The 22,888-nt window shown below is 67.4% G+C and carries 21 protein-coding genes and 1 pseudogene; 10 read left to right on the top strand and 12 right to left on the bottom strand.

Annotation, left to right across the window (positions count from 1 at the left end; translation table 11 throughout):
• Window positions 1-246: 246 nt before the first annotated feature.
• Window positions 247-1,530, bottom strand: coding sequence for an ABC transporter substrate-binding protein (locus NGM06_RS18740; RefSeq protein WP_254270294.1), 1,284 nt, complete (start codon window positions 1,528-1,530; stop codon window positions 247-249).
• 96 nt (window positions 1,531-1,626) lie between these two features.
• Window positions 1,627-2,373 (bottom strand): hypothetical protein, encoded by a 747-nt coding sequence (locus NGM06_RS18735; protein WP_254270293.1) that lies wholly within the window; start codon window positions 2,371-2,373, stop codon window positions 1,627-1,629.
• Between the two features lie 189 nt (window positions 2,374-2,562).
• Here NGM06_RS18735 and NGM06_RS18730 point away from each other — a divergent pair, with 189 nt between their 5' ends.
• Window positions 2,563-2,802 carry a hypothetical protein gene (locus NGM06_RS18730; RefSeq protein WP_254270292.1) on the top strand — a complete coding sequence of 80 codons (240 nt, stop codon included), beginning with the start codon at window positions 2,563-2,565 and terminating at the stop codon, window positions 2,800-2,802.
• Here the strand turns inward: NGM06_RS18730 and NGM06_RS18725 are convergent, their stop codons facing one another.
• Together NGM06_RS18725 and NGM06_RS18720 are read right to left on the bottom strand one after the other, a co-directional pair.
• Window positions 2,803-4,380: a protein kinase domain-containing protein gene (locus NGM06_RS18725; protein ID WP_254270291.1), complete on the bottom strand. Its 1,578-nt coding sequence runs from the start codon at window positions 4,378-4,380 to the stop codon at window positions 2,803-2,805.
• A 138-nt stretch (window positions 4,381-4,518) separates the two neighbouring features.
• Window positions 4,519-5,121, bottom strand: a complete 603-nt coding sequence (locus NGM06_RS18720; protein WP_254270290.1) for a DUF7504 family protein — start codon at window positions 5,119-5,121, stop codon at window positions 4,519-4,521.
• A 116-nt stretch (window positions 5,122-5,237) separates the two neighbouring features.
• Between NGM06_RS18720 and NGM06_RS18715 the strand changes: the two genes are divergently transcribed.
• Window positions 5,238-5,450: a hypothetical protein gene (locus tag NGM06_RS18715; RefSeq protein WP_254270289.1), complete on the top strand. Its 213-nt coding sequence runs from the start codon at window positions 5,238-5,240 to the stop codon at window positions 5,448-5,450.
• A 60-nt stretch (window positions 5,451-5,510) separates the two neighbouring features.
• On the opposite strand, the gene NGM06_RS18710 is transcribed toward NGM06_RS18715, so the two are convergent.
• The 4 genes and pseudogenes from NGM06_RS18710 to NGM06_RS18690 form a co-directional block, all read right to left on the bottom strand.
• Window positions 5,511-7,460 carry a MutS-related protein gene (locus tag NGM06_RS18710; protein ID WP_254270288.1) on the bottom strand — a complete coding sequence of 650 codons (1,950 nt, stop codon included), beginning with the start codon at window positions 7,458-7,460 and terminating at the stop codon, window positions 5,511-5,513.
• A gap of 145 nt (window positions 7,461-7,605) precedes the next feature.
• The gene (locus tag NGM06_RS24365) at window positions 7,606-9,057 is read right to left on the bottom strand and encodes a bacterio-opsin activator domain-containing protein (RefSeq protein ID WP_368410512.1); all 1,452 of its coding nucleotides are present in this window, start codon (window positions 9,055-9,057) and stop codon (window positions 7,606-7,608) included.
• 227 nt (window positions 9,058-9,284) lie between these two features.
• Window positions 9,285-12,137 (bottom strand): annotated as a pseudogene (locus NGM06_RS18695) (PAS domain S-box protein); the annotation flags it as partial.
• Window positions 12,138-12,331: 194 nt separating this feature from the next.
• Complete coding sequence (locus NGM06_RS18690; RefSeq protein ID WP_254270286.1) at window positions 12,332-12,970, bottom strand: metal-dependent hydrolase; 639 nt, start codon at window positions 12,968-12,970, stop codon at window positions 12,332-12,334.
• 145 nt (window positions 12,971-13,115) lie between these two features.
• Here NGM06_RS18690 and NGM06_RS18685 point away from each other — a divergent pair, with 145 nt between their 5' ends.
• A complete protein-coding gene (locus NGM06_RS18685) occupies window positions 13,116-13,763 on the top strand; it encodes a cyclase family protein (protein ID WP_254270285.1) in 648 nt (215 codons plus the stop codon).
• Window positions 13,764-13,798: 35 nt separating this feature from the next.
• Here the strand turns inward: NGM06_RS18685 and NGM06_RS18680 are convergent, their stop codons facing one another.
• Window positions 13,799-14,029, bottom strand: coding sequence for a recombinase zinc ribbon domain-containing protein (locus tag NGM06_RS18680; protein WP_254270284.1), 231 nt, complete (start codon window positions 14,027-14,029; stop codon window positions 13,799-13,801).
• 117 nt (window positions 14,030-14,146) lie between these two features.
• Window positions 14,147-14,941, bottom strand: a complete 795-nt coding sequence (locus tag NGM06_RS18675) for an ArsR/SmtB family transcription factor (RefSeq protein WP_254270283.1) — start codon at window positions 14,939-14,941, stop codon at window positions 14,147-14,149.
• 133 nt (window positions 14,942-15,074) lie between these two features.
• On the opposite strand from NGM06_RS18675, the gene NGM06_RS18670 reads away from it, so the two are divergent.
• Window positions 15,075-16,187: a FecCD family ABC transporter permease gene (locus NGM06_RS18670; RefSeq protein ID WP_254270282.1), complete on the top strand. Its 1,113-nt coding sequence runs from the start codon at window positions 15,075-15,077 to the stop codon at window positions 16,185-16,187.
• Window positions 16,184-17,068, top strand: a complete 885-nt coding sequence (locus tag NGM06_RS18665; protein WP_254270281.1) for an ABC transporter ATP-binding protein — start codon at window positions 16,184-16,186, stop codon at window positions 17,066-17,068. The genes NGM06_RS18670 and NGM06_RS18665 overlap by 4 nt, the downstream gene beginning before the upstream one ends.
• A gap of 81 nt (window positions 17,069-17,149) precedes the next feature.
• Here the strand turns inward: NGM06_RS18665 and NGM06_RS18660 are convergent, their stop codons facing one another.
• Window positions 17,150-18,424 carry a M24 family metallopeptidase gene (locus NGM06_RS18660; RefSeq protein ID WP_254270280.1) on the bottom strand — a complete coding sequence of 425 codons (1,275 nt, stop codon included), beginning with the start codon at window positions 18,422-18,424 and terminating at the stop codon, window positions 17,150-17,152.
• A gap of 70 nt (window positions 18,425-18,494) precedes the next feature.
• The gene (locus NGM06_RS18655) at window positions 18,495-18,839 is read right to left on the bottom strand and encodes a hypothetical protein (protein WP_254270279.1); all 345 of its coding nucleotides are present in this window, start codon (window positions 18,837-18,839) and stop codon (window positions 18,495-18,497) included.
• A gap of 148 nt (window positions 18,840-18,987) precedes the next feature.
• Here NGM06_RS18655 and NGM06_RS18650 point away from each other — a divergent pair, with 148 nt between their 5' ends.
• From NGM06_RS18650 to NGM06_RS18630, 5 genes are all read left to right on the top strand, one after another.
• Window positions 18,988-19,152 (top strand): hypothetical protein, encoded by a 165-nt coding sequence (locus NGM06_RS18650; protein WP_254270271.1) that lies wholly within the window; start codon window positions 18,988-18,990, stop codon window positions 19,150-19,152.
• Between the two features lie 75 nt (window positions 19,153-19,227).
• Complete coding sequence (gene sugE / locus NGM06_RS18645; protein WP_254270270.1) at window positions 19,228-19,551, top strand: quaternary ammonium compound efflux SMR transporter SugE; 324 nt, start codon at window positions 19,228-19,230, stop codon at window positions 19,549-19,551.
• A gap of 71 nt (window positions 19,552-19,622) precedes the next feature.
• On the top strand, window positions 19,623-20,345 hold the full coding sequence (locus tag NGM06_RS18640) for an EthD domain-containing protein (RefSeq protein WP_254270269.1): 723 nt from the start codon (window positions 19,623-19,625) through the stop codon (window positions 20,343-20,345).
• Between the two features lie 132 nt (window positions 20,346-20,477).
• Window positions 20,478-21,482 carry an LLM class flavin-dependent oxidoreductase gene (locus NGM06_RS18635; protein ID WP_254270268.1) on the top strand — a complete coding sequence of 335 codons (1,005 nt, stop codon included), beginning with the start codon at window positions 20,478-20,480 and terminating at the stop codon, window positions 21,480-21,482.
• A gap of 124 nt (window positions 21,483-21,606) precedes the next feature.
• Entirely contained in the window at window positions 21,607-22,887 is a 1,281-nt protein-coding gene (locus tag NGM06_RS18630) for an ABC transporter substrate-binding protein (protein WP_256568009.1), read from the top strand.
• Window position 22,888: the final 1 nt, after the last annotated feature.

The following is a 22,888-nucleotide window of genomic DNA, read 5'->3' as shown; positions in this document are numbered from 1 at the left end:
ACTTAAAGGCCCGTCATATCATGCAGTACATCTATGCAGGTATCGTTCGTAGAAATTACTGCCTGCAGGGGTCCTACGCCCCGGCGTCGCAGGCAAGGGAGTCGTAAATAATTACTGTGCCTCTGACAACCGGGGCGGTCCTCGCCGCCCTGATTCTTCCTCCCGAGCGACAGCAGCGTGGAGACGGACGACCACGGCGGTCGGACTTGGGTCGTCCGCGGTCGGTACCCGAAAGCCCGAGAGTCGTTACTGGAAGGCTTGGACGATGCCGTCGTAGGCCCTATCGACGTTCCACGACGAGTTGAACGTCGCCATGGCGTCTTCGAGGTTGGTGAGCGTCTCCGGCGGGACCGCGAGACCGTGTGCCGTAGACGGCGGTTGGACCTCGGCGTTCTGGAAGTCGTCCATCTGGCTCTGGAGGAACGGGCCGAACGCGTCCCTCGGAACGTCCGTTCGCGGCGGAATCGACCCCTTCTTCGGGTTGAACCGACGCTGGCCGTCCACGCTCCCGACGTACCGGAGGAACTTGGTCGTCGCGTCGGGCGACGGGTTGTTCTTCGGGAAGGGGAACGAGTCGATGACCAGCGAGTACTGGCCGCTCGTGCCGGGGTAGCTCACCTGATTCCAGTGCTGTTCGTACTCGAAGCCGTCCTGTGAGCGGTACATCCCGGCGGCCCAGTCGCCCTGATGGATGAACGCCGCCTCGCCCTTGATTATCTTGGAGTTGGCTTCGGTCCAGCCTATCGACCCGGCGTCGTCGTTGAAGTACTGGCGGTACTGTTTGACGCCCCGTAGTGCGTCCTTGACCTGACTCTCCACAGCACCGACGTTCCCGTCGGCGAACTGTTGATACGTAGACTGACCGTGTCTCGCCAGCAGTTCGGTCTCCCACAATTGAAGCGTGGACCACGGCGACTGGGTCTGGTGGGCCATCCCCGCGGCGTCGGTCTCCGATTCGACGGTTTCGACCGCACTCAGCACGTCGCTCGGACCGGAGAACGAGGTCGGGTCCACACCCGCCTGCTCGACCACCTCGACGTTGTAGAAGAGGTTGTTGAGTCGGTGGATGTTCAGCGGCACCGTCACGTAGTTGCCCGCGGGCTGGGCCACCTGCTTCGGCCCTTCGAGGTACGCGTTCTTCATGTCGTTGCGGTCCCAGACGGACGATTCGATGTCCTTGAGGACGCCCGCCTCCGTGTACGGCGTGAGGTTCGCACCGGGCCAGTCCTGCCACGTGCTCGGCGGATTGTTGTTCAGGACTCGCTTCTTGATGACGGTGTGGAGATTCTGTCCCGCACCGCCAGCGACCGGGTTCTCGTTGACCGTGACGTTCGGATACTGTTGCTTGAACCCCTCGAACAGCGCGCTGATGGCCTGTCCGCCGTCACCGCCGGTCCACCAGTGCTGGACTTCGAGCGTGCCTCCGTCCTGACCGACGAAACCGGACAGGCTTCCGAGTCCGGCCGCGCTCGCCGCGCCGGTCGCCTTCAGATACGTGCGTCTCGATAGCGTGTCGTCGTTTGCTCCCATCGGTAACCCCCAGACGCGCTAACTACCCCCGAACACTAATGATTTCCTCCGAATACGACAGGAGAACGGTGCGAACGAAACCCCCGAATCCGACGACTACCCGGCCGACAGTCCTACGACGTTCTGCTGGAGTCGGATGGTCGCGGTGATGAGGAACCCGGCCACGAGGACGACGAAGACGTTCTCGACGGCCCCCACGACCACCGGGCTGATTCCCACGAGGACGCCGAGGTCCGCGAGTCCCAGACCGGCCAGCGAGACCAGCACGGGCAGGAGGTGACGGCGGAGCGTGTCGAGCGACGTGCCGCGCGCCATCGACTCCAGTTTCTCGGCGAACACCACGCCGTACGCCGCGAACGCGACGCTGCCGAGACCCTTGACGACCTCGGCGACGGCCGCCTGTGCGACGAGTAGAACCGCGACCCACTCCACGAGGATTACCACGACGAACGCGGCCTCGACTCTGCGCAGCGTGGCGAGCGAGAACCGCTGGTCGTCCGGCGCGGGAGCGAGCGCCGAGTTGTAGTACACCTCTCGCATCGAGAACGCGAGGAAGACGATGCAGAAGAGCAGGGCACCGTGGGCGAACGCTGTCAGGACCCGAGAACTGACGACCGATTCGGCGACGCCGAACAGACCGAAGAGTCCGGCAGTGGCCCCGACCGCCGCGAGGTAGCGCCAGAACGGGCGCTGGGACTCCAGTCGGTTCAGTCGGAGGTTACGGACCGCGTAGAACCCGAACACCCCGGCCGACACCGTGACGAGGACCGACCCGAGGAAGCGGACGACCGCGGCGCTCGGGTCGCCGGACGCTTGGACGGAGAGCGGCGCGAGCGCCGTCATTTCCCGATACGTCGCATCGGGGTCACTTAAATACGGGCGGAGTCCCATCGCTCCGCAGTCCGAACGGGTTCGAGCGGACGGGCGGACCGCCGACTTCGGGGTAGACCACCAGTCGCCGAAACCGGCAACCGTCGGCGGCGGTTCCCGAACGCCGGGAGATTGAAACCGCTCGCGCCCCTCTAGTCCGACGTGCACTCCCACGACCCGGACGAGACGCCCTGCCCGGTCTGTGGCAAAGCCTACGACCAGCGCGTCGTCGTGGAGCGCGGCGACCGCTGGGCCGACGTGTTCGGCGGGCCGCCGTTCTCCGCGCTCACGAAGTACGCCCGTCGATGTGCGACCCGTTACGACGCGGACGAGGAGCGCGCCCGGAGCGAGAGCGAGCGCGTAGTCTACTTCCACGACGACGGTCCTGCTGGCGGCCGATAGCTACAGGTCGAACGACAGCGGCAGGTCCCGCGCGACGACCTCCAACTCCCGACGAAAGTCCTCGACGGTCTCGAATCGTGCGCGCTTCTCCTTCGCGAGCGCCCGCCCCACCAACTCGTCGATAGCTTTGGGCACGTCCCCGACGCGGGCGCTCGGCGGTTCGGGGTCCACCTCGCGGATTCGCCGCAGGATTGCTCCGGTCTCGCCCGCGAACGGCGGCCGCCCGGTGAACAGAGCGTAGCAGAGCGCGCCGAGGAGGTAGACGTCGGTCGCGGGGTCCGGCCGACCGAACGCCTCGGGCGCGACGTGTTCGGGGGCGGCGTAGCCCGGCGGGACCGGCGGGTCGCGGAGTTCCGCAAACGGGTCGCCGAACGCCCAGTCGCCGACCTTCGGGACCGGCCACGCGCCGAGAGTGCGCGAGAGACCCACCGCACCGGGACGGAGCGCGCCGTGGACGACGCCGCGTGCGTGGGCGTGACAGACCGCCGTGGTGACGCAGTGAGCGTACCACACCGCGCGGTCGAAACCGACCGACCCGAGGTGGTCCCGGAGACTCCCGCCGTCCATGAACTCGGTGGCGAACCACGGTCGGGGCGTCGCCCCGCGTGCGAGAATCGGAGCGACGTGAGCGTGGTCGTCCACGCCCGACCACGCCCGAATCGCTGTCTCGACGCGGGACGGGTCGATGTCCGCGTCCGACCGGAGCGTCCGGAGCGCGACCACGACGTGGCGTCCGCCCTCTCCCGGGGTCGAGGCGCGGGCCTTCGTCGCGGTCGTCAGCGGACCGTCTCCGAGGTCGGCTAGTCGCTCGAACCTGCCGCGCTCTGACACGACTACGGGCACCGAGGGAATCGAGTCGGGCGGTCCGAGCGACTCGTCCACCTCGTCGTCGCCACCGCTCTCGTCGCCCGCCGCCTCGTCGTCGTTCGGGTCTCGCCGAATCCGAATCGGGCGGCCGCTCCCGCCGGACTCGTCGGTCACCGCGACGACGTCGGCGTCGCCGGTCAGAATCTCCGCGACGTCCGGCGTGGCCTCGATGGTCTCGGGGAACCCGTCCTCGTCGAGTCGGGTGACGAGACGCCGGAGCGTCTCGGCGGCGACCCGGCGAACGAGTCCGTCTCCGTCCGCCACGAGGTCGGCGAGGCGACCGAGCGCGGGTTCGGCGGCGTGCGGATACTCTCTGGCCACGTCGGCGAACGCGAGCACGCTGTTCTCGCGGACGAGCGGGTCCTCGTCGGTCAGACTCGCGGTGACCTCTGAGAGCGCGGTACGGGCGCGCTGGGGGTGCTGGTCGGCGACGGTCGCCAGCGCCCACGACGCGCCCCGTCGGACCCACCGGTCGTCGTCGTCCAACAGCGGCGCGAGTTCGGACTCGACCGGAAGCCGACGCGAGCGGTCGGGGTCGTCGGCCGCGATCTCCGCGAGGGTCCACGTCGCCGCCGCTCGCTCCTCGGGGTCGTCGCTGTCGAGTTTGGACGCGGCGGCGTCGGCGTCGTCGTCCACCGTCCCCCACCGCTCGCGGGCCTGTTCGCGGAGACGGTCGGCCCGCTCGCGGTCGTCGGAGTCGCGTCCGTCCATCGGTTCGACCGATGTCACGCGGGTCTGATAAGTGTTCCTTCACCGGCTCTCGGTGCCGTTCAGAAGAGAACGAGTGACGGACTCGGCGGGGGTTCGTGCGGAGTCGATTCCGTCGAGGCCTCCGGGGGCACCCGACAGTCAGTCTCGGCGAGTCGCGTCGAGGTCCACGACGGCGTCCGCGAGTTCGCGGACCGCCGAGAGCGACTGCTCGTCGTGAGGCGACGGGTCCAATAGGTAGTAGCACCGACCGTCCACGCTCTCGATACGGCCCGCGAAGACGTGGAGGAACCGGAAGGCCCGGTCGAGGGCGGCGGTGTCCAGCAGGGCCGTCACCGAGTCGAAGCAGACGACCGTCCGGCGACCGTTACCGTCCCACGTTTCGAGGTACTCGCTGGCGCGAACGCCGACGCTGGTGAGGTCGGTGGGGTCCGAGACGGTCTTCACGAACGGGGCGGCGTCGGCGGAAGGGAGCGAACGCGTGGTCGAACTCGTCTCGGAGGAAACGGTCGCCGAGGAGCGCGTCGTCTCGCCGACGTGGACGAACCCGACCTCCGGCGGCAGTTCTCCCACGTTCGTTCGCCAGTGACGAAGCCAGACGTCGGGAGAGCGTCGGTAGGAGACGACGAGGAGATTCTTCTCGACGGGACGGGCGAGTTCGTCGAACACCGCCGCGGTCACACCCTCGGTTACCGTCGGTCCCTCCAACAGGGTGTTGGAAACCGAAGATTGCGAACGAGACACACGAACAAGTGTCCGCGTAGCAACTTAAAAATTAGTGAATTCGGCTCCGAGTGACGTTCGGACGTCGGACAGGTCGCAAAACCTAACACAGATGCGTCCATCGATTCGGTCAACGCATGGGTCTCGGTCCAAAGCAGTGGAAATGTAAAGACTGCGGGCGACAACACGCAACAGACCGGAAGCAGTGCATCGAGTGCGGGTACAGCGTGTTGAAGCCCGTGGACAACGAGAAGCGACTGGACCGACTCTCGACGGTGGTGTTGGCGCTCCTGCCGACGCTGCTGGCGGTTCTTACGATGGGACTCATCGCGTGGGTGATGTTCTTCTGACGGGACGCGGAAGGTAACGGGCGTGCGAATCAGAACGCCTCGGAAGCGTCGGCTATCGCGTCAGTCGTCGTCGCCGGAACCGGACGTGTTCGCGTCGCTCGCCGCGCTTCCCCCGACGGCGCTCGCGTCGGGCGACCAGTCGTCGAGCGTGCGCTGGACCGCCTCCTCGCCGACCGCACGGGCGAGGGTCTCGAATCCGGCCCGCTCAGTGCGGTCGTCCGCGCCCGCCAGCAGGCGCGAGACGATGAACTCGGGCGTGGACTTGCCGACCGTACCGAATCTGGGCTGGTAATCGACTTCGAGTTCGAGGTCGTCGTCCAGTCCCTCGGCGAAGATGCCGTCCTTCCGTGCCTTCTCCGGCAGGGGTTTGAGGTCGTCGGCGAGGTGAGTGACGAACACCCCGAGCGCGCCCCTATCGACCGTGAGTCTGACGAGACCGTGCAGGAGGTCGGCCGCGCTCCCGGGTTCGGTGATGGCCTCGAACTCGTCCACCAGCATCAGGGTGTTCGCGCCGTCGGTCAGCGGCGGGACGATACTGCGGAGCGTCGATTCCAGCACGCCCGCGTTGAAACTCGCGTGCCGCCGGTGGAAGACGATGTCCTCGGAGATGGAGACCGCCGCGCGCTCTGCGGGCACCGGAAGCCCCATCTGCGCAAGCAGGGCGACCTGACACATCGTTTCGAGCAGGGTCGTCTTCCCGCCGGAGTTCGCGCCGGTCAGGACCGACACGCGGTCGCCGTCCGGGGGCGTCGGGTCGGCGTCGTGCGACGAGTTGCCGTCGGACGCAGACTCGCTCGACAGGTCGTGGCCGCCGACGGCGTAGGTGATGGGCTGGACCGCCTCGCCGCTGGCTTCGATGGAGACGTTCCGGGCGTTTCGGACCGCGAAGCCGTTCTCGGTGAACGCGGGCCGAGTGAGGTCGAAGTCGTGGGCGAATCGGGCCAGCGAGAGGTGGAAGGACAAGTCGGAGACGGCCGCCCTCGCGGCGTCGATGGCGCTCTGGGTCTCGGCGATGCGGCCCCGCAACCGGCGTGCGACCGACCGCTCGCGCTCCTCGACGGTCTCCCGCAGGTCGTCGGTGAGGTCCCGGAGCGTGGCGTGCACGAAGTCGGCGGCGTCCACCGCGTCGTCGGGCGTGGCGTCGCGGACGCGCTGGAATCCCGCGTCGGTCTCGCTGGCCACGTAGTCCACGACGACCTCGCCGAACTCCGCCCCGGCGCGGGCCTCCTCGCGTATCTCCTCCATCGCGTCGAGCGAGTCGGCCGACAGCGCCTCGACGCTCTCCAGCGAGTCGCGGAGCGCGTCGAGTTCGTCGTCCACGCCGCGGGCCACGTCGCCGCCGTCGAGGTCGGCCAGCGCCGAGGCGGCCGCTCGCAGGTCGTCGCCGTCGATGTCTGCCACCCGCGAGAACGCGCCGTCGGACAGAGGGTCCGACGAGTCTCCGCTCGCTTCGTCTTCTCGCGGGCTTTGCCCGCTCGAACGGTCCGAGGGACTCCGTCCCTCGCTACTCTCGGAGACGCCGTCAGAGAGTCCCGCCTCGCGGAGCGCGAGGACGGTCCGGACCGCGGCCTCGTCGTCGCCGATGCGCTCGTCCTCGGCGAACTCGGCGAACGCCGACAGGACTCGCTCGCGGGTTTCGGCGTCGAGTCGGCCCCACGACTCCGCGGCGTCCATCACGGCGTCGAGGCGCTCGGTCGCCCGGTCGCGCTCCATCAGCGGCGTCAGCACTCGAATCCGGTCGGCCGCGTCCTCTGTCACGGCGTAGTCGCTGGCCACGTCGAGCAGTTCCTTGTAGACGGCGCGGGTGTCGCGGGTCGCCAGCACCGACATCCCCTCGCCGCCGTTGGCCCGCCGGAGGATGCGGGTGGCGCGCCCGCGGGACAACCCCGCGGAGACGAGCGCCCGTACCGCCCCGGTCTCGATGGCTTCCACCGCGCGCTCGGTGCCGAGTTCGGCTTCGAGGCGCTCGCGCGTCTTGGGTCCGACGCCCCAGTACTCCTCCAGTCGCATATCCGAGACGTGAGGCTCCCGGCTCTTAATGGTTGCACAACGCGCCCCGCTCGCCGCGGTAGAATCACGGACGCCGGGTTTCCAGCGCGTCGCCGTCACCGCGGCGACACGGAGCGGCGCGCCGTAGTGTGGTTTCGACGCTCTGCTACTCGTCGAGGAACGCCGAGAGGAGTTTCCGCTCGCCCACGCGGAGATGCTGGTGGAAGGTGGGTGCGGAGACGCCCAGCGAGTCGCTCACCTCTTCGCCGGTGCTCTCGCGGGGCCACTCGAAGAACCCGGCGTAGTAGGCGGCGTCGAGCGCGGAGCGCTGGCGCTCGGTGAGGTCCTCCTCCAGCGCGGTCCGGAACTCCTCGACGGTCCGGGCCGGTCGCTCGCGCTCGCGCTGGGCGACGACCTTCGTCCCGGGGAGTTCCTCCTGAATCGACTCCACGACCGGCCGAACGTCCGCGTTCCGGGGGAGTTCCACGAGGCTCCGACCGCGTTCGGCCGTGAACTCCGCGTACTGGAGCGTCCCGCCGTGGTCCGAGAGCGCCTGTAACGGCGACGGGCCGGTGTAGACGAACTCGAAGAGGTCGCCGTCGTCGTGTTCGTTGACGAGTCGGGCCTGCTCGACGTCGGGCGCGTCGTCGGACAGCGCCAGCACTCGGTCCGGGTCCAGTCCGTCCACCGTCACGAAGTAGACGAACGACCCGTCGGTGGTCATCGTCACGCCCTCCAGCGTGAAGGTACCGCCCTCTTCGCGCGGGGTGCGCGAGAAGAAACCGTCGCCCTCGCGGATTTCGAGTTCGACTTCGACCACGCCGTCCGAGAGCAGCGCGCGCTTGTTCTCGGCGGCGTTGATGGCGTGGCCGATGGTCTCGCCGAGTTCGGCGAGGACCGCCCGTTCGCGAGCGTCGAAGGCGTTCGTCCGGTCGGCGTAGACACAGAGGACGCCGTACACCGTCTCGCGGTAGCGCAGCGGAATCGCGGCGAGCGCCTGAAAACCGCGCTTCAGCGCCGCTTCGCGCCACGGCTCGTAGTCTTCGTCGTCGGAGATGCTCTGGACGACCTGTACCGACCCGGTCTCCATCGCCTGCTGGGCCGGGCCAGTCGGGGTCTCGTCGCGCATCGCGACGATTCGGTCGAGATACCCCTCCTCGACGCCCGCCCATGCGGTGGGTTCGACCTCGTTCGACCCGGCCATGCTCTCGCCGACCCACGCGAACTGGTACTGGGCGGACTCGGCGAGGCGGTCGCAGACCGCCTGCGTTATCTCCTCGCGAGTCGAGGTCCGGACGAGCAGTTGGTCCACGTCGCGGATGACCGCGTTGATTCGGTCGAGTTCGGCGAGTTGCCCCCGCTGTTCGGCAAGTTCGGCCTCACGGGCCGCCCGGTTGAGCGCCACCTCGGCGTTGGCCGCGAGCACCCGCACGAGGTCCATCTCGTAGTCGTCGAACGCCCCGACCGTCGGTGAGGCCACGGTCATCACCCCCCAGTCGCCGAGGGGGAACACACCGAACGCCCGTATCCCCTCAGACCCGTCCTCGTGGGCGCGCGGGTCGTTCCACGCGTTGTCGAAGGTGAGCGCCTCACCGTCCTCGAAAGCGGTACCGACGATGCCCTCGCCGGGCGCGAAGGAGGGGCCGGGCCGACCTCAACGACGGTGTCGTCGGGGATGATGTACGGTTCGAGTCGCTCGCTGTCGTCGTCCCATCGGAAGACCGACGAGTGCGGGATATCGAGGACCCCGCGTGCGGTCTGGACGGCGGTTTCGCAGATATCGTGCTGGCGTTCGGCCGCCATCAGGTTCCGCGTCGCGTCGTGGAGGGCGTCGAGCATCTCCTCGCGCTGGACGCTCTCGGTCACGTCGTAGTACAGTTCGACGCGCCCGCCGGCGTACAGGCCTGACTCGATGGGCCTGCTGCGGTGCTGGAGGTATCGCTCTCGGCCGTCCTCGCACGACCGCACTTTGCAGATGAACTCTTCGAGACCGGTGTTGTCGTCGTACGTCGAGGTGACAATCTCCACGAAGCGCTCGGAGTCTTCGACGAGGTGGCTGACCCGCTCCTCGACGAGTGTTCGCTTGTCCGCGCCGACGACCGTCTCCCGGTCGAGACCGAAGTACTCCGACACCGCGGCGTTGGCCCACGCCACGTCGAACTCGTCGTCGAGGACGAAGATGCCGACGTCGGTGTTGTCCATCACGTCCTCGGTCATCGTGCGGTAGCGCTCCTCGTTGCGCTTGCGCTCGGTGATGTCGGTGTAGATGACGTAGTTGCCGCCGCCGCCGGACACCTCCGCGTTGCGAAGCAGGAAGTCGCGGGTCCCGTCCGCCGCCTCGCGCTGGACTTCAACGTCCACGCGCTCGCCTCGTTGAACCTGCTGGTTGAGTCGCTCGGCCTTGCCGGACTTGCCCTCCGGGACGAGCAGGTCGTCGATGGACTCCCCGACGACCCTCTCGGAGTCGTAGCCGAACGTGTCTTCGAAGGCTTCGTTGACGGACTCGATGATGGGTTCCCCGTCCCGGAGTTGGTACCGTGCTGTCGGTTCTGGGACGTTCTCGAACAGCGCGGCGAATCGGTCCCGTTCCTCGCGGAGTGCCTCCTTGGACTGGACGCGGGCCAGCGCCTCCGCGGCGTGGGTGACCAGCAACTCCGCCAGTTTCGCGTCCTCGCGGTCGAACTCGCCGGGCTTCTCGGACCCGGCCTGCAGGACCCCCTCGTCGCCGAACGGGACGCTGAGTAGCGACCGGTACCGTTCGCTGACTATTTCCACGCCCGACATCTCGGAGACGTCGTCCACGACGAACGTCTCGTCGGTCTGGTAGGTCTCCCCCGCCAGACCCTCGTCGGCGCGAAGCACGTCGTACCCGGTCTCGTCCAGTTCCGACGACGTGGCCTTCGGGACGAGGAACCCGTCCTCCTCGACGTCCACGCCGCAGATGTCGAACTTCAGAATCTCTTCGGCGGCGTTGACGGTCCGACGGAATATCTCCTCCGGCGTGTCACAGCCTTCGAGTTTGACCGCGACGTGGTGCAGTTCCTCTATCTTCTGCTTCTCGCGAGTCAGGTCCCGCTCCAACTGCTTGCGGTCGGTGATGTCGGTGTAGATGACGTACCCGCCCGAATCCGGACCGGACACGCCCGCGGTCCGAACGAGGAAGTCGCGCGTCTCGGTCGCCGTCTCGCGGCGCACCTCCGCGTCCACGTGTTCGCCCCGGCGCATCCGCTCGACGTGTCGCTTGGCCTCCTCGATGTGGTCGTCCGGGACGATGCGGTCCAGCACCGACTCGCCGACGACGGTGTCGGCGTCGTAGCCGAACACCCCCTCGAACGCCTCGTTGACCGACCGGATAATCGGCTCCCCGTCGCAGATGTCGTGGTAGACGACGGCGTCGCGGGTGTTCTCGAACAGCGCGGCGAATCGGTCGCGCTCCGCTTCGAGGGCCGTCTCCGACCGGATTCGCTTGAGCGCCTGCGCGAGGTGAGACGCCAGCAGTTCGGCGAGTTCGCGGTCGCTCTCGCCGAACGCGCCCGCCTCCTTCGAGACGGCCTGAAACACGCCCAAGTCGGCGACTGGGACGGTCAGCGCCGCGCGGTACCCCCGCTCGGCCGGGTCCACACCCTCCTCGTGGAGGTCGTCGGTCCGAAGCGTCTCGCCGTTCCGATAGGCGAGGGCAGCGAGGTTGTCGTCCGCCGTGACCGGCGTCGTCGTGTAGTAGCCGTCGGACGGGACCCCCTTCGAGACGGCCTGCGGCACGAGTTCGTCGCCTTCGAGGGTATCGACCGCGCAGAGGTCGAACTCCAGCAGTTGTTCGGCGGTCTCGACCGCCAGTCGACAGACCTCGTCGACGCTGTCGCCCTCCTCCAGCATCACCGCGACCTCGTGGAGTTCTCTGGTCTTTCGCTTCTCGGCTTCGAGGCGGTCCTCCAGTCGCTTGCGCTCGCTCACGTCGCGGACGACCGCCGAGAAGTAGTGGTCGTCGCCGCGTTCGGTCTCGCGGTACGACACCGCCAGCGGCACCTCGCGGCCGTCGCGGTGCTCGCCCGGCAGTTCCGCGTAGTCGCGCTGGAGGTGGCCCTCGTCCTCGGTCACCGATTCGACGGTCTCCGCGACACTGTCGCGGACCGACTCGTCGAGCAGCGACAGGACCGACTCGCCGACGACCGACTCCGGGTCGTACCCGAACACGCGCTCGACGGCCTCGTTCGCGAACACCACCTCGCAGTTCTCGTCGAAGGTCAGGATGGGGTCGGGCGACTCCTCGACCAGCGTCTCGAATCGGTCGGTGATTCGGTCGCGTTCGTCGGTGACGGTCCGGAACTCGACGGCGCGCTCGACGCGCCGGGCCGCACGCGCCGGGAGTCCGGCCCGCGGTCGAGTCGGGACGAACGCCACGTCCGGCGGCGCGTCGTCAACCGACTCCGCGAGCAACACGCGCGCGGTGTCGGGGTACAGTTCCGCCACCGCGTCGAGCAGTTCGGTACCGTCCACGTCCGGGAGGTCGGTCTCGGCGACCACGCAGTCGGCGTCGACGGTCTCGACGTGGTCGAGTGCCGCCGCGCCGTGACGTGCGCAACTGAGTTCGGCGTCGGTCAACTCCTCGGTGATGGCCGCGGCCCGCGTCTCGTCGCCGACGTACACTATCTGGCGCGTCTCACCCCGCCTTCGACTCCGTTCCCCCTGGGGCCTTTGCATCGTTACCACGACAGACACTCCGCGCTTGTTAGCGTTTCGTTCTCACCAAAATCGTCACCCCACCGATTGCAGTTAAAATCCATTCAGCGACCCCATATCCTTATATTCCTGCCCCAAGGTTCGTTCTGAAAACTCGCATCGGTCGGTGTTTCGACCGGCGAGACGGTGACCGGTACGGGTTCGTGAGACACGGGTCAATCACCCGACTCCGCGGGCGGCGTCGGGTCGCTCCCGTCGCGGAAGCGCTCTGGGAGGTGCGGGCGCACGCCGGAGGGGACGTATCGAACGAGGCGCTCGGCCAGCGACGCGAGGTGCTTGCGGGCGAGCGCGTACCCCGCCGAGACCACCAGCAGCGCCGCCACGAACGCCCTGACCGGACCGTCGTACGTCAGCAGCATCGGGGCACCGAAGACCACGGCGAGGAGGAGGTCCTCGGGCGCGCCGTCGTAGCGAATCCAGCGCCGCGGCGCGACCCACCGCCCGCGGTAGTGGTCGTACACCGCGCGCTCGGACTCAGCGAGCCACGGTTTGAGTTCGAGACCGCCGCCGAACGCGTCCATCGCGGAGTGGGCGGCGGCCCCGACGAGGAAGACCGCGAGCGCGACGGTCGCCGCGAACGGAACCAGAAGCGCGAGACCGACGGCCGCGAGAGCGCCGACTGCGTAGAAGACCGGGAAGTGGAGCGTCCGGCGGTGGCCCGCGTAGAGGTCGAAGTCGGGGAAGACGCTGCCGACGACGCCCGCCACGAGCGCGACGGGCGCGAACTCGGGCGCGACGCCCGCCGCGGCGCTGGCGAGGACGACGCCGAACAGAGCGTGGGTGGTCGCCATCATAGGACCGACGATAGGGGGGCCGACGGTAAAGCCGTGTCGTGTGGGTCGGGACCGACCTCCGGGGACTAACCGGCCACGTTCGAGGGCGGAGACGCCTCGCGCTCCGTTCCGACGGACGAAAGTCGCGCGAGGCCGAACACCGACTATGCCAACTCGCGACCTCACCCAACCGCTCGACGACGGCGTCACCGTCTATCCGGGCGACCCGCCGGTCGAACGCACCCCCGCGGCGACCCACGCGTCGGACGGCTATCGCGTGACCGAGGTCCGCCTCGGCACTCACTCCGGAACGCACGTGGACGCGCCGAGTCACACCGAACCGGACGGGAAGAATCTGGACGAGTTCGCGGTCGAACGGTTCGCGTTCGACGCGCGCCTCGTGGACTGCTCGTCGTCGGGAGCGCGCGACCCCATCGGTCCGGAGAGCGTGCCGGACGGCGCGGACGCGGAGATGCTGGTCTTCCGGACCGGGTGGGACGACCACTGGGGCACCGAGCGTTACTACGACCATCCGTATCTGGCTCCGGAGACCGCGGCGAAGTGCGCCGAGCGCGGCTACCACGTCGGGACGGACGCGCTGAGTCCGGACCCGTCGCCCAGCGCGCGAGACGCCGAGCGCGAGACCGAACCGGACGGGGTTCCCGCCCACCGCGAACTGCTCGGGAGCGAACTACTCGTCGTCGAGAACCTGACGGCGACCGGCGACCTCCCGGAGCGGTTCGAACTCCGGGCGTATCCGCTGGCGCTGGCCGGGGCCGACGGGTCGCCGGTCAGGGCCGTCGCCGCGTGGTGACGTGGGACGAAACGAAGGAGACGGACGGTCGCGTATCAGTGCGTCGATGGGAGCACGTCCTTCACCGGATAGAGGTCCTCGTGGATGCCCTCCGCGTCGCAGTCGTCGTTCGGACATCGGTAGTACCACCCGTCGTCCGTGGCCTCGGCGGCCTGAAATCGCTCGCCGCATCGGCCACAAAACAGGAGCGAGTCGAAGTCGTCCGCGCCGCGGGATAGGTCTACGTCGTCAGTGCCGGTGTCCCGACTCTCGAGCAGTTGTTCCATACTGTTAGTAACCGCACCATCATATAAAAGACCCACCGTTTTTCCACACCTACCGGAGATATCGGCGAAAATTTAGCCGCCGAGTTTCGGAACCGAACTCGCCGAAACCGAACCGCCTCAGTCGGCGCGCAGGTACCACGCGACCCCGAACGCGAGCAAGACGACCAACCCGCCCGCGAAGAACAGCAGTCCGGGCGGGAGACCGGTCACCGCGGCCCCGCCCGCTTCGGTGACGGTCGTCGTGGCCTGCGCGACGTCCTCGGTGAACGTCGCCGTCGAATCCGCCGCGGACCGAGTGGTCTGGGCCGCGGTCTGTGTCGCCTCCGCGACCGTTCGTCCCGACTCGGCGGTCCCGGAGGCCCCGCCGCCGTTCGGGCCGGAGTCGGTCGCGTTCTCGGCCGCGGTCGTGGTCGCGGCCGCGGAGTCGCCGCCCTGCCACGAGAGGTCGGTATCGACCGCACCTCCCGCGTTTCGACCGCCGAACAACCGCTGGACGAGCAGACTCGACAGACCGAGAACGCCGAGCGCGCCCAGCAGTCGAGAGAGCGCCGACTCGACGCCCGGCGCGTCGTCGTCGCTCCCGGCGAAGACGACCAGCGGTTTCGCGGCGGGCGCGTACACGTTCATCTCGCGGCCCTTCTCGGAGTAGATGGTGTCTGCGACCTCCACGAGGTCGGCGTTCTCCAGTCGTTCGAGGTGGTACCGGACGTTCTGGATGGAGGTATCGACCTCCTCGGCGAGCGAGGACGGCGTCGCGGGGTCGTCGTACAGTGTCCCGAGGACGTCGCGGGCGGTCTCCGACTGGAGGGCGGCGAGCAAGTCGTCGGCGTCGTCGCTGTCCACGCCGACGACCCGAGGCTCACCCCCGTCTCCGGCCGAAGGGTCGGGACTAGAGGGCAACAGGTCGGCCATACCCGCTTGTTGGTAGCAACTCGGATATAATTTTGGCCCTGTCGCGTCGGTAGGATACGACGTTCGAGTTCGTGCCCGTTCGTCGTCGTACCGAAACCCCTTTGTGTGAATTTAGGGTAGCCTAAACAAGAGAATGGCGAGCGACACTCGGACGGAGAGACGGACGCCAGCCGAGTCCGGCTGGTTCGGGTGGATAGACGCGTCGCTGGCCACGGTCGTCCTCGGAAGCATCGCCGTGGTCGTCGTCGCGGGACTCGTGCAGGTAAGTTTCGGGACGTACTCGATGACGCTGGCCCAAACGTGGCACGCGGTGTTCGACCCCGACGTCGTCTTCGACCCGCAGGTCTGGCAGGCGTTCCTGCTGGGCAGTGAACTGCCCGAGATGAGCAGACAGCAGCTCGTCGTCTGGAACATCCGACTGCCCCGAGTGATAGTGGCGGCGTTCGTCGGGATGAATCTGGCAGTCTCGGGGGCCATCTTTCAGGCCGTGACCCGGAACGAACTCGCCAGTCCCTACGTCCTCGGTGTGAGTTCCGGGGCGGGCCTCGCGGTCCTACTCACCCTCGTGGTGTTCTCGGGACTCGCGCCGTACCTCCCCATCTTCGCCTCTATCGGCGGTGCGGTAGCGTTCCTGCTCGTCTACCTCATCGCGTGGAAGGGCGGAACGAGTCCGGTCCGACTCGTCCTCGCGGGCGTCATCGTCAGCACCGTCTTCTGGTCGCTCCAGCAGGGACTGTTCTACCTCGCCGAGGACCTCGGCGTGGTCCAGTCGGCCATCGCGTGGACCACCGGGTCGCTCACGGGCGTCGATTGGGAGCAGGTCCGAATCGCGCTGCCGTGGACCGTCCTCTCGGTCGGTCTCGCGTTGATAGGGTCGCGGCAGTTGAACGTCCTCCTGCTCGGCGAGCGGACCGCCAAGTCGCTGGGCATGTCGGTCGAGAAGGTCCGGTTCGCGCTGGCGGGCGTGGCGGTCCTCGCGGCCAGCGCGGCCATCTCGGTCGCGGGTATCGTGAGTTTCGTCGGACTGGTCGTGCCCCACATGGTCCGGACCCTCGTCGGGAGCGACTACAAGCGTCTGGTGGTGGGATGCGTCTTCGCGGGTCCGGCGCTCGTGGTCGTGGCCGACGTGGGCGCGCGACTCGCGCTCAGTCCGACGCAGGTCCCGGTCGGCGTCGTGACGGGTATCGTCGGCGGCCCGTACTTCCTCTATCTGATGCGGAAACAACAGGAGATAGGCGAGCTATGACCCATGAAACCGACGGGAAGGAACGCAGCGAGCGAAGCATCGACGCGACGACTACCCTCGGCGACGGCGGCGAGGGCGAACCGGTCGAAGTCGAGAGCGCGCTGGTCGCCGAGGACCTCGAAGTCGGCTATCCGACGACGGAGGAACCCGTCGTGGAGTGTCCGCGCATCGACGTTCCCGAAGGCGAAATCACTGCGCTCGTCGGCCCGAACGGGAGCGGCAAGAGTACCATGCTCAAATCCCTCTCGAACCACCTCGAACCCGACTCCGGCGTCGTCGCGCTCAACGGTCGAGAGATAACCGAGTACGACGGGAAGGAACTCGCACGGGAACTCGGCCACCTCTCGCAAGAGAACGACTCGCCGGGCGGCATCACGGTCGAGGAACTGGTGTACCACGGTCGATACCCCCACCGCGGATTCTTCGACTCCGTGTCGGCCGAGGACCACGAGGCCGTCGAGCGAGCCATCGACCTCGCGGGCGTGAACGACCTCCGGGACCGAGACGTCGGTGCGCTCAGCGGCGGCCAGAAGCAGTTGGTCTGGATAGCGATGGTGCTGGCGCAGGAGACCGACGTGCTGTTGCTCGACGAACCGACGACGTTCCTCGACCTCCACCACCAACTCCGGGTGATGGAGACGGTCAGCCGCCTCAACGAGGAGGAGGGCGTCACCGTGGCGGTTGTCCTCCACGACCTGTCGCAGGCGGTCCGGTTCGCCGACTACATCATCGCCATGAACGACGGCGGCATCTACGACTGGGGACCGCCCGGGGAGGTCGTGACCGAGCAACTGCTGGCCGACGTATTCGGCGTGGACGCCGCGGTGACGCGGTCACCGGAACTCCGGATTCAGCCCAAGCGGGCGCTTCCAGACGAGTAGGTCGCGGCGCGACCCACCTCCAGTCGAAACAGTCGACGCACAGGAACCACCCGAAGCGTCGGACTCGCCGGACGCGTCCGCTCAGTGTTCGATGGTCGTAATCTCCTCGACGGGCCACTGGCTCAGAATCTCGACGCCGTTCTCGCGGACGACCACCATCTCCTCGACGCGGACGCCCTGTCGGTCGGCGGGGCGCATCGTCTCGACGGCCATCGTCATCCCCTCCTCGATTTCGATGGGGTGGTCGGGCGAGAGGCCCCGCCAAATTAGCGGGACCTCGTAGAGTTGAAGCCCCAGACCGTGCGCCCAGTGGTTGGTGGTCATCTCCCAGAACTCGTCGGCACCGTACCAGTCCATCTGTTCGCCCGCCTCGTCCGGGAAGCCCTCGCAGATTTCGTCGGTCGTCGCACCGGGTTCGATGCGTTCGAGCACGTCGTAGAGGTCGTCGCGGGCCTTCTCGTAGGCGTCCTGCTGGGCCTGCGTGGGTTCGCCCACGCTGAAGGTGCGGTAGTAACAGGAGCGGTAGCCCATGAACCCGATGTTGTAGAAGTCGGCGTAGACGAGGTCACCCGGCCGAATCACGCGGTCGGTGGTGTTGGCCTGATGCTTGGGCCACGTGTTCGGTCCGGAGGTGACGTACCCGCCCTGCACCATCGCGCCGAGTCGCCAGAGTTCCTTCGTGGCCTCGCCCCAGACCTCGGACTCGCGCATGCCGGGCTTTGCGGTCTCGGTGATGCGCTGGAATCCGGCCTCGCAGAGCGCGGCGACCATCCGCAGGCACTCGATTTCGTCGCGGGTCTTGACCTTCCGGGCGTCCTCCATCACGTCGGCGCACTCGCCGGGGCGCACGTCCACGCCGCGCTCCTCGAACTTCGAGAGGAGCGACCGATTCCCCACGTCGATTCCCATCGGCTCTTTCTCGACGCCGTACTCCGCCATCGCCTCGACCACGAGGTCGGCCATCTTGTCCTTCAACCAGTCGCGGGCCGAACTGCTACCGGACGCCCGCGGGACGTTCCCGAGTCCGGGCGCGGCGTACCGGATGTCGTCGAGCCACGGGCAGTTGAACCGCTGGTTGCTGGCGTGGTCGGCGGTGTCCCAGTGGACCACGTCGCCGTCTTCGGTGAGGAGAGTGTAGTGGTCGGCCCCGCTCCCGCCGGTCATGGCGAGGCCGGTGACGTACCGGACGTTGGGGTCGTTCACGAGGAGCATGCTCCCGAGTCCGGCCTCCCGCATGCGTTCGAGCGCGCGCTCCTTGCGCTCGCGGCGCATGCGCTGGAAGTCGATGCGCTCCTCCCAATCGACGCCCATCGTGCCGCGAGTGCCTTCCATGAAATCGCGTTGATAGAATCCCATGGGCTGGGTTACATCGAGAGACGTAATGAAAGTAGGTGACGGAACGGGGCAGTGACGGTTCGGTGCGGGACTACCGGAAGTGGTCGGCCTTGCTGGCGATGTAGGCGACGATGAGGACGTCGATTATCAGGGAGACGACGCTGAACGTCAGGAGGTCGAGAACCGCAGCGAGGGCGTACAGTCGGATTCCCCACTTGTAGCCCCACTGCTGGAGCGACCAGAGGCCGGTGAGGACGACTCCTTTTGCGACGACGAGCGCGAGTCCCGCGAGTCCGATAACGGCGGAGGGGCCGCCGCGACCGATGACGTCGAGCATCCCGACGAATGAGAAGAACACGCCGAGGAACCCGAGGACGCAGAGTATCGTGATTCCGAGCGGTCTCCCGCGCGAGCGACTGTCGTAGTTGGAGGGCATCGTCCCGAAATCCGGAGGGCGTCGGAATAAGTTTTGTCGTGTCGTCGAATGCATCTGAGCCAGCATCGGGGAGCGCCGTCCGTGTTCGGCCCGCGGACGAACGACCGTAGCAGAACATTTACTTTCGCAGAGACGACACGTATCGGACATGTCCTACGAGACCGTCGGTTCGCTGAAAAGTGCGGGTCTATTAATCGCCGGACTCCTCGTCGGTGCAACGACCGCACTCGCGACGGACGGCGTCGTCCCCACAGCGCTCGTCATGGCCGCGACGTTCGCAGTGCTGATTCTACAGGACCGCTACGGCTCGTAGACGCGCTGGAGTCACGGGTCGGGGTCGCGACGGGAACGGAAGACATAGCACTGCGGATCGGTTATCCGCAGACGAATGTCGTGGTACGTCCTCCTCGTCGCCGGTCTGTTCGAAGTCGCGTGGGCCGTGGGTCTGGAGTACTCCGACGGACTCTCGAAACCCGTCCCGACCGCCGCCACCGTGGTCGCGCTGATAGTCAGCATGCTCCTGCTGGCGAAGGCGGTCGAGGACCTGCCCGTGGGGACCGCATACGCGGTCTGGACCGGTATCGGGGCGGTCGGAACCGCGACGCTCGGCATCGTCCTGTTCGACGAACCCGCCGACCTCGCGCGAATCGCGTTCATCGGCGTCATCGTCGTCGGCATCGCGGGGCTTCACCTCGCCTCCGGCGGGCACTGAGGGCCCGGCGAGCGGACGGCCCGTCCCGACCGCCGCGTAGTTTTATGAGCGCGCCACCTGTTAGGTGGAATATGTACAAGCACGTCGCGTTGCTCGTTCGGCAAGACGACATGACTCACGAGGAGTTCGTGGACTACTGGCAGAACGAACACACCCCCATCGCCCGCGAAATCGAGGGCGTCACGCGCTACCAGACCGTCCTGCCGACCGACCCCGAGAACGCCGAGTTCGACGGCATCGCCGAACTCTACTTCGAGGACTTGGACGCCCTCCACGACGCACTCGGCAGCGAGGGAAGCCGCGACTACGACCCCGACAGGGGTAAGGCCAAGGAGGCCCGCGAGGACGTGGACAACTTCCTCGCTATCGACCGACGACCGCGATTCATCGGCGAGGAGAAAGTTCAAAAAGACGAGGTGAACGGCGAGACCGACGGACTGTACAAGCACTCGGCGTTCCTCGTCCGGAAGGAGGGGATGACTCACGAGGAGTTCGTGGACCACTGGCAGAACGAACACACCCCCATCGCCCGCGAAATCGAGGGCGTCGTGAAGTACAACACGGTCCTGCCGACCGACCCCGAGAACGCCGAGTTCGACGGCGTCGCCGAACTCTACTTCGAGGACTTGGACGCCCTCCACGACGCCCTCGGCAGCGAGGGAAGCCGCGACTACGACCCCGACAGGGGTAAGGCCAAGGAGGCCCGCGAGGACGTGGACAACTTCCTCGCCATCGACGAGCGGCCCCGGTTCATCGGCCGGGAGACCGTCCAGAAGGACGAGACGGGAAACTGAGACGGAACTCGGCCGGACAGTCGGCGACGAACGCGACTACGACGGATCCCTTTGTTGCCGCCCGCTTCGGTTCGTAGCGTCCCAACATCTCGCTCGTAAAACATTAAGACGCTCCCGGCCGACCGTCGTGGTATGGAAATCGGGACCGGACTGTTCACCTGCCAGCGGCGGCCCGACGACGACAGGTCGACGACCGAACTCTACGACGAGATGCTGACGCTCGGCCGGGCCATCGACGACGCGGGCCTCGCCAGCGCGTGGGTCTCCGAACACCACTTCGAGGAGGACGGCTACCTCTCGGCGACGATGCCGACGCTCGGTGCGCTGGCGGCCGAGACCGAGCGCGTCGAACTCGGCACTTGCATCGCGCTGGCACCGCTCTACGACGGGGTCCGCCTCGCGGAGGACGCCGCGACGGTGGACCTGCTCTCGGCGGGCCGACTCACCCTCGGTCTCGCCATCGGGTCGAATCCGACCGAGTTCGAGCAGTTCGGCGTCCCGCGCGAGGAGCGCGTCGAGCGGATGCGCGACACCACCGACCTCCTGCGGGCGGCGTGGTCCGAGGGGCCGCTGGAGTACGACGCGGAGTTCCACGACGTGTCGCCCGACGCGAGCGTCACGCCCAAGCCCGAGTCGGACATTCCCGTCATGTACGGCGGGTCCGCGAAACCCGCGGTCCGCCGGGCGGCGCGCGTGGCCGACGCGTGGTGCGCGCCCTCGGCGCTCTCCGTCGAGGGCGTCCGCAAGCGCGTCGAGGACGTCCGGACCGTCCGCGAGGAGGAGGACATCGACGGGGAGTTCCAGATATACGTCCTCCAGCACGGATTCGTCGGCGAGTCGCGTGACGAGGCGTGGGAGGCGATGAAAGAGGGGTACTTCTACATCCAGCGACGCTACGCCGAGATATTCTCGGGCGAGGAAGTCGAGGAACTCGACGGCGAGCGAAAGCAGGAGTTGAAGGAGCAGGCCGTCTTCGGGACGCCGGAACAAGTCGTCGAACAGTTGGAGGAGTACCGCGACGCCTTGGGCGACGACGTTCACTTCGTCCTCCGGACGTACCACCCCGGCGTCGGCACCGACCGGATGGTCGAGTGCGTCGAGCGATTGGGCGAGGAAGTGGTGCCGCACTTCGAGTGAGGCGGTCCGGACGTTCGAGCGCGTCTCGGGAGGGAACGAATGGCAGCGAAGCGAGGGTTATTTCGGCGGCGTCGGGGCTACATCCTACACAATAGTTTATTATCGAAGATTCCGCATAAGTGGTATGGGGCACGAAAGCAGTCAGCACGGTAGGGGGCGAACGACGGAGCAGGGCGGCGACGGACGCACTTCTCGACGGAACGTTCTCAGACTCGCCGGAATCGCGGGGACGGGGGCATTGGCAGGGTGTATCGGAGGCGCAGGTCTCGGCGGCGGGCAGAACATCGACACCGTGACCTACGGCGTGCTGAGTCCGATGACGGGACCGTACGGCGGACTCGCGGAGGGCCAGCGGAACGGCGCGAAACTCGCGGTCCAGCACGTCAACGAGAGCGACCAGTTCAGTTTCGAGATGGAGGCGGTGTACGAGGACACCGAGGCCGACACCGCGACCGGGCGACAGGTGGCCCAGAAGGTGGTCCAGCAGGACGACGCGCAGTTTCTCATGGGCGCGATTTCGAGTTCGACCGCGCTCGCGCTCAACTCGTTCGCGGCGAACGAGGAGGTCGTCTACAACCCCGGCGCGGCGGCGATGAACATCACGGGCGCGAAGTGCAACGAGTGGGTGTTCCGGGCCGAGACCCACACCGCACAAATCGCGGAGGCGGTCGCCCCGTGGACCGCGAACAACGTCGGGACGAGCGTCTGGTTCCACATCGCCGACTACGCCTACGGCCAGTCTGTCCGCCGCGAGTGGAAGTCTCGAATGAGCGAGGCCAGCGACGAGTTCACCGAGGTCGGGGTCTCGCGGTCGCAACTCGGCGCGAGCAACTATGGGTCGTACGTCAGTCAGATAAGCAACTCCGAGGCAGACGTTGCGGTGCTGGGGATGACCGGTGGGGACCTCATCAACTTCACCAAGCAGGCCGCCAATCAGGGCCTGAAGCAGGACGTGGAACTGGTGAGTCCAACGATGACGTTTCAGGTCGTCCGGAACGCGCTCGGGCCGGCGGCGTACGGCACTTACGGCGGGGTCCGGTACAACGCGCAGGTCGAGACAGGCGACAATCAGGAGTTCGTGTCGGCCTACCGGGACGCGTACGGTTCGACCCCCGACAGTTTCGCCCGGGTCGCCTACGACTCCATCCGGATGACCGCCCACGGCATCGAGGAGGCCGGGACGAACGACCCCGAAGCGGTCAAGGACACCCTGCCGGGGCTTGAGGTGCCCAGCGTCTTCGGTCCGAACGAGTTCCGGCAGTGCGACCATCAGGCCACCAACCCCGTCTGGGCCGGGGAGAACGTCCAACCGGACTCGGGCGACGCCGCGAGGGTGGCGCTCCGCAAGAAGGTCGAGGGGCAGAACGCCATCCCGTCCTGCGAACAGACGAACTGCGACCTCTGAC

This window comes from Halorussus aquaticus (genome assembly GCF_024218795.1).
Lineage (GTDB): Archaea > Halobacteriota > Halobacteria > Halobacteriales > Haladaptataceae > Halorussus > Halorussus aquaticus.
The sequence above is the reverse complement of the archived record's forward strand: the minus strand, read 5'-3'. Positions and strand labels throughout refer to the sequence as shown.

What these genes read in the sequence shown, in the direction of transcription:
- NGM06_RS18675 (WP_254270283.1), bottom strand. Translation starts at nt 14,941, where the DNA reads ATGGCCGACCTGTTGCCCTCTAGTCCCGACCCTTCGGCCGGAGACGGG.
- NGM06_RS18685 (WP_254270285.1), top strand. Translation starts at nt 13,116, where the DNA reads ATGCCAACTCGCGACCTCACCCAACCGCTCGACGACGGCGTCACCGTC.
- NGM06_RS18665 (WP_254270281.1), top strand. Translation starts at nt 16,184, where the DNA reads ATGACCCATGAAACCGACGGGAAGGAACGCAGCGAGCGAAGCATCGAC.
- NGM06_RS18690 (WP_254270286.1), bottom strand. Translation starts at nt 12,970, where the DNA reads ATGATGGCGACCACCCACGCTCTGTTCGGCGTCGTCCTCGCCAGCGCC.
- NGM06_RS18640 (WP_254270269.1), top strand. Translation starts at nt 19,623, where the DNA reads ATGTACAAGCACGTCGCGTTGCTCGTTCGGCAAGACGACATGACTCAC.
- NGM06_RS18650 (WP_254270271.1), top strand. Translation starts at nt 18,988, where the DNA reads ATGTCCTACGAGACCGTCGGTTCGCTGAAAAGTGCGGGTCTATTAATC.
- NGM06_RS18725 (WP_254270291.1), bottom strand. Translation starts at nt 4,380, where the DNA reads ATGGACGGACGCGACTCCGACGACCGCGAGCGGGCCGACCGTCTCCGC.
- NGM06_RS18635 (WP_254270268.1), top strand. Translation starts at nt 20,478, where the DNA reads ATGGAAATCGGGACCGGACTGTTCACCTGCCAGCGGCGGCCCGACGAC.
- NGM06_RS18680 (WP_254270284.1), bottom strand. Translation starts at nt 14,029, where the DNA reads ATGGAACAACTGCTCGAGAGTCGGGACACCGGCACTGACGACGTAGAC.
- NGM06_RS18710 (WP_254270288.1), bottom strand. Translation starts at nt 7,460, where the DNA reads ATGCGACTGGAGGAGTACTGGGGCGTCGGACCCAAGACGCGCGAGCGC.
- NGM06_RS18655 (WP_254270279.1), bottom strand. Translation starts at nt 18,839, where the DNA reads ATGCCCTCCAACTACGACAGTCGCTCGCGCGGGAGACCGCTCGGAATC.
- NGM06_RS18735 (WP_254270293.1), bottom strand. Translation starts at nt 2,373, where the DNA reads ATGACGGCGCTCGCGCCGCTCTCCGTCCAAGCGTCCGGCGACCCGAGC.
- NGM06_RS18715 (WP_254270289.1), top strand. Translation starts at nt 5,238, where the DNA reads ATGGGTCTCGGTCCAAAGCAGTGGAAATGTAAAGACTGCGGGCGACAA.
- NGM06_RS18660 (WP_254270280.1), bottom strand. Translation starts at nt 18,424, where the DNA reads ATGGGATTCTATCAACGCGATTTCATGGAAGGCACTCGCGGCACGATG.
- NGM06_RS18670 (WP_254270282.1), top strand. Translation starts at nt 15,075, where the DNA reads ATGGCGAGCGACACTCGGACGGAGAGACGGACGCCAGCCGAGTCCGGC.
- NGM06_RS18630 (WP_256568009.1), top strand. Translation starts at nt 21,607, where the DNA reads ATGGGGCACGAAAGCAGTCAGCACGGTAGGGGGCGAACGACGGAGCAG.
- NGM06_RS18740 (WP_254270294.1), bottom strand. Translation starts at nt 1,530, where the DNA reads ATGGGAGCAAACGACGACACGCTATCGAGACGCACGTATCTGAAGGCG.
- sugE (WP_254270270.1), top strand. Translation starts at nt 19,228, where the DNA reads ATGTCGTGGTACGTCCTCCTCGTCGCCGGTCTGTTCGAAGTCGCGTGG.